General features: G+C 31.1%; 10 protein-coding genes and 1 pseudogene. All 11 read left to right on the top strand.

Translation table 11 applies throughout. From position 1 onward, the window contains the following. Positions 1-210: 210 nt before the first annotated feature. Positions 211-1,467, top strand: a complete 1,257-nt coding sequence (locus tag QZZ53_RS15680) for a serine hydrolase domain-containing protein (protein ID WP_296386421.1) — start codon at positions 211-213, stop codon at positions 1,465-1,467. 189 nt (positions 1,468-1,656) lie between these two features. Next, positions 1,657-2,193, top strand: a complete 537-nt coding sequence (locus QZZ53_RS15675; protein WP_296386419.1) for a hypothetical protein — start codon at positions 1,657-1,659, stop codon at positions 2,191-2,193. Between the two features lie 20 nt (positions 2,194-2,213). After that, positions 2,214-3,089 (top strand): SDR family oxidoreductase, encoded by an 876-nt coding sequence (locus tag QZZ53_RS15670; protein ID WP_296386417.1) that lies wholly within the window; start codon positions 2,214-2,216, stop codon positions 3,087-3,089. A gap of 87 nt (positions 3,090-3,176) precedes the next feature. Then, positions 3,177-4,031: an AraC family transcriptional regulator gene (locus QZZ53_RS15665; RefSeq protein WP_296386415.1), complete on the top strand. Its 855-nt coding sequence runs from the start codon at positions 3,177-3,179 to the stop codon at positions 4,029-4,031. 103 nt (positions 4,032-4,134) lie between these two features. Then, on the top strand, positions 4,135-4,536 hold the full coding sequence (locus QZZ53_RS15660) for a DUF5367 family protein (protein ID WP_296386413.1): 402 nt from the start codon (positions 4,135-4,137) through the stop codon (positions 4,534-4,536). A gap of 4 nt (positions 4,537-4,540) precedes the next feature. After that, entirely contained in the window at positions 4,541-5,047 is a 507-nt protein-coding gene (locus tag QZZ53_RS15655; protein ID WP_296386410.1) for a DUF1772 domain-containing protein, read from the top strand. A gap of 19 nt (positions 5,048-5,066) precedes the next feature. Beyond that, a complete protein-coding gene (locus QZZ53_RS15650) occupies positions 5,067-5,909 on the top strand; it encodes an NAD(P)H-binding protein (RefSeq protein WP_296386409.1) in 843 nt (280 codons plus the stop codon). Between the two features lie 20 nt (positions 5,910-5,929). Then, the gene (locus tag QZZ53_RS15645) at positions 5,930-6,502 is read left to right on the top strand and encodes a carboxymuconolactone decarboxylase family protein (protein ID WP_296386407.1); all 573 of its coding nucleotides are present in this window, start codon (positions 5,930-5,932) and stop codon (positions 6,500-6,502) included. Between the two features lie 180 nt (positions 6,503-6,682). Next, the gene (locus tag QZZ53_RS15640; protein WP_296386405.1) at positions 6,683-7,723 is read left to right on the top strand and encodes an alpha/beta fold hydrolase; all 1,041 of its coding nucleotides are present in this window, start codon (positions 6,683-6,685) and stop codon (positions 7,721-7,723) included. Between the two features lie 9 nt (positions 7,724-7,732). After that, on the top strand, positions 7,733-8,077 hold the full coding sequence (locus QZZ53_RS15635; protein WP_296386403.1) for a 5-carboxymethyl-2-hydroxymuconate Delta-isomerase: 345 nt from the start codon (positions 7,733-7,735) through the stop codon (positions 8,075-8,077). 27 nt (positions 8,078-8,104) lie between these two features. Continuing rightward, positions 8,105-8,482: pseudogene (locus QZZ53_RS15630) on the top strand (hypothetical protein); the annotation flags it as partial.

Below are 8,482 nucleotides of genomic sequence, written 5' to 3'. Positions count from 1 at the left end.
TTTTTGTTTTTGGTAGTAATTTAATCAAAGGAATAACTAAAACTAAAAGTGCTCCAGCAAATCCAAGTAAAAATGAAATCTCAAAACTAAATAATAATACGTTCTAAATTTCATCTAAAAAGGTTCTGAATTATAATGTCGAACGATGCGTATGCTGTTATACCACATATTTGTATCCAATAATTTTAACAATCAAAAAAATCGACAATTATGAAAACATTATCAAAGCAAGTATTACTTATACTATTATCATTTATTGTATTATTCTCATCTTGCTCTAGCGATGATGACAATCATACAAATCAATCACCAAATGAAATTGAAACTGCAGAAGGCTTATCTGCATATTTAGAGAATTTAGTTAATACAAAAGACGTTCCTGGGTTTTCGATTTCTGTTGCTATTGGCAATTCTATTGCTTTTAACCAATCCTTTGGTTATTCCAATTTAGCTAATCAAATAGCGTATACAAACCAAACTATTAACAATTTAGCATCAGTAAGTAAAACATTTGTGGGAGCAGCAACAGCAAAAGCGATAGAACAAGGTTATTTTACTTTAGAAACAAATATCAATACTCTTCTTCCAGTTGATATTATTAATCCAAAACAGCCAAATGGTAACATTAAGATAAAACACCTTATAACTCATACGTCAGGTATTGTGGATGTGCCAACAACATATATTGCAAGTAATTATTACATCTTACCAGGAGAAGATATTACAACCAGCATAGGTAATATTCTGATAAACGATTTAGGTATGCAACAAATGGAACAAGTAGATTTAGATGACTATTTACTAGAAATTTTTGACGAAGATGGTGGCCTCTATAATTTAGATAATTATTTAGATGCTCTACCAGGAGAAACTTGGGCATATTCAAATGATGCAACTTCGTTGTTAGGCTACATTATTGAATATGTGTCTGGTCAATCTTTTGATGATTACGTGGCAGATTATATACTAAACCCTTTACAAATGTCTAATTCTACTTTTAATATTAATGAAGTCAATTTTCAAAATATGGCTACTCAATATTATGATACTAACTCACCATTTCCTAGATATGGAAATCATGGATATGTAGAAGGGGGCTTATACAGTAATAGTGATGATATGAGCAAATATTTATTAGATATGATGAAAGGTGCAAGAAGAGAATCTTCAATATTATTTTCAAGTGAGTATTATGATTTATTATTTGCAGAACAATTAGCAAATGGAGTCGTACCAAATGGTTTTGCAGAAAATCATGGTTTATTTTGGTATATGAAAAATGGAAATTTAATGCATGGTGGCAACAGTTTAGGAGTGTCAACACAAATACAGCTAAAGCAAGATGGCTCTTCGGGATTCCATATTATTACGAATATGGATGGAACCTTTACTGGTAATGAAACCAAATGGGAAGAAGTTAAAGCACTAATTTATCAAGCCATAGAACAATACATATCAAATAATTAGTAGCGATAAATTGGTGTTGATTATTTAAGTATCAGCATCAATTTTTTTAAAATTAAAATCAAAAAGCGAAAAATCATGAATGCATTAAATCATAAACTAAAAAACATCAATAAGAATGATGCAAGCAAAACAATTAACAAACAGGTTAGGTCAAAATTAACATGCATTGTTTTTATATTAATATCTAGTATGACATTTGCACAAGATAAAACGAATATAGAAACTGCGTTACAATGTGATGGCTTTATGTTTGAGTTTAGCTTAGGAGGTGGTATTATAAGCGTAGAAGATAGTGAAGGAATTCAAACTTTTGATAGATATCAAGGTGGTATCAGCTTTCCAGAATTAAAATTTGGATATATGCTTAATAATAGATTAGCAATTACTGCGGTAATGCCAGGAATGATTTATGAGTTTCAAAATAATGACAGGCACTTTGGTGGTTTTATTCCTTCAGTACAATATTGGATTAAGGACAAATGGTGGATTCATGGTGGAGTGGGACTAGCAATAGATGGACCAGCTTTATATGATATTAAAAATATTAATGACGATTGGAATTTTGGCTGTGCAGTTATGGCTAGTACTGGTTATGAGGTTTACAGAAAAAATAAGTTCTCAATGAATGTACAATCTAAATTAGTATTGGGTCGTGCATATTTAGAAGGTGATACTTATAGAGACGCCATTTCATTTAGTCTTGGCTTAGGTTTTAACTGGCTATAAATCCAATTAAACTATTATCAATGAAAAATAATCAAAAATCAACAGTATTACTTGCAGGTGCTACTGGCTATTTAGGGGGTTTTATTGCAAAAGCTTTGTCGCAAGAGCAGATAACTTCTAAATTAATTTCCCGATCAAATAAAAAACTTCAGCCCTTGGAAAGTAAAACGATTAAAATTATTGAAGCAGAAGTTACCAAACCTAATACTCTAGCTGGTATTTGCGAAGGTGTTACTACAGTAATTTCTACAATAGGTATTACCAGACAAAAGGATGGTTTAACATACATGGATGTTGACTATCAGGCTAATTTAAACTTGCTCAATGAAGCAAAAAAAGCTGGAGTAAAAAAGTTTATCTATGTATCTGCTATTAATGGCAGTAAGTACAGACATCTCAAAATTTTTGAAGCCAAAGAAAAGTTTGTAGATGTTTTAAAATTATCGGGATTAGATTATGTTGTTATTCGTCCTAATGGTTTTTTTTCAGATATGAAAGATTTTTTAAATATGGCAAAAAAAGGAAGAGTATATTTATTTGGAAATGGAGAACAAAAATTTAATCCCATTCATGGAGAGGATTTAGCTACAGTTTGCTTACTAGCAATACAATCTACCAAAAATGAGATTATTGTTGGTGGACCAGATGTTTTAACTTTAAATGAAATAAGTGAAATGGCATTAGAGACTTGGCAGAAATCAATAAAAATAAGCCATTTACCAGATTGGATACGCCAATTTTCAATTTGGTCTTTACGAACTTTTACGTCTTCTAAAACCTATGGACCAATTGAGTTTTTTTTAACTTTAATGGCAGAGGATAATATTGCACCAAGATTTGGAACTAAACGATTGTATCATTTTTTTAATGCTATTGCAAAGTCAAATATTAAATAGGCAACTCTGATAGATGCAAAAAATTATTGCCAAAGCTATTTAATAAAAATCAGTTAGCAAAAAATTTTTAACTTTGAAATACTTTATATGACAAGAGATATTATAGATATAAATGATTTTACCATTTTGGTCGAAGAAGCGAAAGTAAATGAGCCTACAATAGACTCATGTACTTTTGAAGAACCAATTATTGCTGTTGCATTTTATGGTTCTGGTAATGTTGACTTAAGTGTCAAATATGATACTAAACAGAAAGAGTTCAATTATACTAAAGGTTTAGCGCTTTCATTTTATGCTAACGAAAATGTAGAATTTGTTCATACAGTATCAGCTGCAAAACCCCTAGAATGTTTGGTCATAGCAACAACAGCAAAGGCTATAGATAAGCTTCCCAATCATGAAGGAGAGTTGTTTGGTGATCTGCTAAATCAGCTGGTTAATCCTTCAGATCATTATGTAGAAGGTCCTAGTTTTATTATGACACCAGAAATGCAATCTATAGTAGATTCCTTATTTCATATTCAATATGAAGGAAAAACAAAAATGATGTTCTTTCGCAGTCAAATCACAACACTATTATCACATTTTTTTGGGCAATTAGCACTTTCAAAAATCGAAAATATAAATACTAATGAACGTGAAAAATTAAATCTAGCTAAAGATATCTTATTACAACATATAGATAATCCACCTTCACTTAGTGACCTCTCAAAACAGATAGGATTGAATATGTTTAAGCTAAAGAAAGAATTTAAAGCTTACTTTGGTGTACCAGTATTTAAATACCTTCAAAACGAACGCCTTACATTGGCACATAAACTCATTAGAACTCAAGAAGCAACAGTACAAGAAGCCGCTTGGCATGTTGGCTATGATAGCTTGAGCTCATTCTCTAATGCGTTTGAAAAAAAGTTTGGCTATAGACCTAGTCAAATTAAGTAATACTATAATTCACTTCTTTTCGAACAAATCTTACTGCTTTTAAGACAACTCATTAGCGCAACATTAAAATAATTTTGTCATGTAACTTTTAAATAAAAAAGACATGAAAATTAAACGTGCTATTATATTAGGCACTATCATTTGGAGTATTGGTATCCTATTATATTCTATTTCATATTATATACCCATTTTAGAAAATGCAGATGCACAAGCAAATCTTGCATTGTTTGTTGCTGTTATGCCATTAGTATGGTTTGGTTCTAAATTCTACTACAAAAAAGACAGGCAAACACATGGCTATCTCGTTGGTCAAACATTCCTATTAATAGCTGTAATACTAGATGCATTAATTACTGTTCCATTTTTTATTATCCCTGAAGGAGGTAGCTATTACAGTTTTTTTACTGGGTTTGGATTTTGGATAATTGCTTCTGAATTCCTAGTAATTTCAACATTGTACTGGTATACAAGTGTTTACCCTGAGTTAAAAATACCGACACTTTAATATCATGGACATCACTTTTGAACATATAGGAATGACTGCACTCATATTATTAACCGGATTATCAGCAGGTTTATGTTTTACTTGGTCAAATACTATAACACCAGGAATTGGCAAATTAGATGACTTAAACTATTTAATGTCCTTTCAACAAATGAATAGAACTATACTAAACCCACTATTTTTTATTGTGTTTTTTGGACCTACCATACTTGGACTTATTAATCTATATGGTGTTAGGAATGCATCAAACTCAATATGGTTTTTACTAATGGCTATAGCGATTTATTTTATAGGTGTGGTTCTCGTTACCATTTTTGGAAATGTTCCTCTAAATAACATTTTAGATCAAACAAAACTGAATTTAGCAAATACTATGGACATAAAAACCCTAAGAAATACTTTTGAAGTAAAATGGAACCGCTTGCATTTAATTAGAACATTCAGTGCTACAATTTCATTTCTACTCTTACTAATAAACCTTACACAAATCACGAAAATATTACCTAAATAAATTAACAATTACAAATAAGATGAAAAATAAATATAACATTTTAGTCATTGGCGGAACTGGAAAAACAGGACGTAAAGTAGTAAGCAAATTATCCGAAGCTGGACACAACGTTAGAATTGGATCACGATCTGCAACACCTTCATTTGATTGGAATAATCCGGAAACTTGGACAGAAGCACTGCAAGGCATTGATAAAGTATACATTACTTTTCAACCAGATTTAGCTGTTCCAGGTGCTTTAGATGCGATCGAAGAATTGACAAAGCAAGCTAAACAGAATCACGTAAAAAAATTAGTTCTGCTATCAGGAAAAGGAGAGAGGGAAGCAGAACTTTGTGAGCAAGTTGTCATTCATTCAGGATTAGATTACACTATTGTTAGAGCAAGTTGGTTCAATCAAAATTTTAGTGAAAGTTTCTTTTTAGAGCCTATTCTTCATGGTTTTGTTGCATTACCACAAGCAGACGTTAAAGTGCCATATGTAGACACAGATGATATCGCAGATGTTGCTGTTGAAGCATTATTGCAAGATAAGCATAATGGAAAAATTTATCAACTTACAGGACCACAAGCACTAACATTTAGAGAAGCTATAGCAACAATTTCTGAAGTAATTAAAAAAAATATTGCCTTTACACCAATTGCTATATCTGCTTATACAAACATTATGAAAGAACAAGGTGTACCAGCAGATTTTATTTGGTTAGTAGAGTATTTATTTACTGAAGTTTTAGGAAACCCAAACAATTCTGAGATTACTAATGATATTGAAAACGTATTAGGTAGAAAACCCAAAGATTTCAAGCAATATGTTGAAGAGACTGCATTAACAGGTGTTTGGGATTCAAAAGAAAAAGAATAAATATAATAACACAAATACAGATGAAGAAATTTAAAATTGAAGAGAACACTATTGAAACAGTTCAACCAATAGCAAGCAAAATATTAGAGAACACAAAAAGTGCAATGGGATTTGTCCCAAACATGTATACTGGAATGGCTAACAATCAGGGTTTGTTAGATGCTTATGTGCATTCGTATAAAACATTTCGCCAGAACTCTGGATTTAATGCTATAGAACAAGAAATTATTTTCTTATCTGTAGCTTATGAGAACAAATGTGATTATTGTATGGCAGCACACAGTTTTGTTGCAGATAAATCATCTAAAGTTCCTGTTGAAATCACAGATGCTATTAGATCTAACGGAAGCATTGAAGACACTAAGCTTAGTGCATTAAGTAACTTTGCAAAATTAGTTACTAGAAACAGAGGTAATATAAGTAATCAAGAAATCAATATTTTTCTGAATGCTGGATATACTGTAAGTGACATATTAGGTGTTATTACTGGAGTAGGTGTTAAAACTTTTAGTAATTATTTTAATCATGTCGCAGAAACAACATTAGATGACGTTTTTAAATCTAGAGAATGGTCTCTTGAATTAGCCAAATAAAATAATGAGCAAGCTTTAAATTATAGAGTTTGCTCATTTTATTTTTTTAAGAGCACAGTATATCCTTTTCGAACAAATCAAACTGCTTTTCTAACAAATTATGTGTGCAAAAAATCATCAATTTTGTTCTAGATATAAATCATATTCATCAATCAAAAACGAATATTAAAATCAATAATTATGATACATATATTAAGAATAATAATAGTTCTGGTGATTTTTATAATTACAAATTCTAGATTAACAGCACAAGAGCATACAGATAGCTTAAGAGCCGTAGCTGAAGCATTAAAAATGATTCAGTTTCCTGAGCCTCAATTCAATGCGCCCTTTTCATTCGAAATCACACAAAAAGGAATGGAAGATATGGGTTTTGATCAACCCTATATTTCAGAAGTCATTACATTAAAAATGCGAGATAGTGTACTAATTCATGGTCAAAACTATACGCACGATTCCAATAAAACAATTCTTTTACTTCATGGCACCTTGGCAACGAGTTTTACTTATAATAAGATGTCAGGATTGCTTAGAGAAGCTGTACAAGCAAATGTTATTGCTGTTGATCTTAGAGGACATGGACAATCGGGTGGAATACCTGGTGACGTATCGACTTTAAATCAGTATGCAGAAGATTTGGATGATATGATATCTGCCATAAAAAAACAAAGACCGAACGATACTATAATTCTTGCTGGTCATTCAATGGGTGGAGGAATAGTACTGAGACATGCCGAAACCTTTCCAAAAACGAAAGTAGATGCGTACCTCTTATTTGCGCCAAACCTTGGTAATAATGCGCCTACAACGAGTCAAGTTCTAAATTTAAAGAGTAATTTTATAAAAACGCATTTGTCAAGAGGTTTAGGACTAAAGATGCTTAATGAATTTGGAATTCATACGTATGATTCTATGCACGTTGTGTTTTACAATTTACCTGAGCAAATGCCAATAAAATCGTATTCTTATAGAAGTATGCAGGCAAGTTTTCCAGAGGATTATAAGAAGACTTTACAATCTATAAGTAAACCAGTGTTGGTTTTAGTAGGTAGCAACGACGAAGCGTTTATAGCGAAAGAATATGCTGTTGTAATCAATTCCTATTCAAAAGGTGATTATTATATGGTTGAAGGAGAAACACATAATGGAATTAGACATAATGCTGAAGCTATGACCAAAATTAAAAATTGGGTTAACAACACTAAATTTAATAACCAATAAAACAACTATATGCCACATTTTGTAATCGATTGCTCAGAACAAATTATTAGATTAAAAACACCAAATGAAATCATGCAAAAGGTTTATAATACCGCAGAATTCAGTGGGCTTTTTGATCAAGGCGATATTAAGGTAAGAATCACCCCTTTTGAGCATTATAATATAGGAAATACTAAAGATGATTTCATTCACATTTTTGCCAATATTATGGAAGGACGGACTCCCAATCAAAAAGCGATGCTGTCTAAATCAATTATAACAGAACTAAAGTTAATGTTTCCAGATGTTCCGATTATTTCAATGAACATCAGAGATTTTGAAAAAGCCACGTACTGCAATAAATCTATGGTATAAAACCTATCACCACTAATTAAAGACAAAATGAGCAAAATTGCATTAGTTCTACTTTCATGTTTAATTACAATATCCTGTAAAACGAGTGAAAATTTAATTTCATTAAAAAATGGATTAGTAATTGAAAACGCTATTGTTATCTCACCAGAGAGCGAAGTATTAAGAAATGAATGCTATATTATAATTGAAAAAGATAAAATAATATTCGTAGGAACAGATAAGCCTAATTTGAATGGTAATTTTAAAACAATTGATGCAAAAGGAAAATACATAATTCCTGGTTTAATAGATAGTCATGTTCACGTAACAAGTACAGATGCTCTAACGGATGAAGAAGAAATAGAAAACCCAAAAATTGTTAATGATTTTAGAAAACAACTTCCTAAAAGCTATCTATATTTTGGC

Origin of the sequence: Winogradskyella sp., assembly GCF_016744625.1 — a bacterium.
Taxonomy (GTDB): Bacteria; Bacteroidota; Bacteroidia; order Flavobacteriales; family Flavobacteriaceae; genus Winogradskyella.
Note: the sequence above shows the minus strand (reverse complement) of the source record. Positions and strands in the feature narration are given on the sequence as shown.

Bases quoted from the DNA above. Each gene is read 5' to 3' on its own strand.
- QZZ53_RS15665 (WP_296386415.1), top strand. From the start codon at position 3,177: ATGACAAGAGATATTATAGATATAAATGATTTTACCATTTTGGTCGAA.
- QZZ53_RS15680 (WP_296386421.1), top strand. From the start codon at position 211: ATGAAAACATTATCAAAGCAAGTATTACTTATACTATTATCATTTATT.
- QZZ53_RS15655 (WP_296386410.1), top strand. From the start codon at position 4,541: ATGGACATCACTTTTGAACATATAGGAATGACTGCACTCATATTATTA.
- QZZ53_RS15640 (WP_296386405.1), top strand. From the start codon at position 6,683: ATGATACATATATTAAGAATAATAATAGTTCTGGTGATTTTTATAATT.
- QZZ53_RS15670 (WP_296386417.1), top strand. From the start codon at position 2,214: ATGAAAAATAATCAAAAATCAACAGTATTACTTGCAGGTGCTACTGGC.
- QZZ53_RS15660 (WP_296386413.1), top strand. From the start codon at position 4,135: ATGAAAATTAAACGTGCTATTATATTAGGCACTATCATTTGGAGTATT.
- QZZ53_RS15635 (WP_296386403.1), top strand. From the start codon at position 7,733: ATGCCACATTTTGTAATCGATTGCTCAGAACAAATTATTAGATTAAAA.
- QZZ53_RS15650 (WP_296386409.1), top strand. From the start codon at position 5,067: ATGAAAAATAAATATAACATTTTAGTCATTGGCGGAACTGGAAAAACA.
- QZZ53_RS15645 (WP_296386407.1), top strand. From the start codon at position 5,930: ATGAAGAAATTTAAAATTGAAGAGAACACTATTGAAACAGTTCAACCA.
- QZZ53_RS15675 (WP_296386419.1), top strand. From the start codon at position 1,657: ATGACATTTGCACAAGATAAAACGAATATAGAAACTGCGTTACAATGT.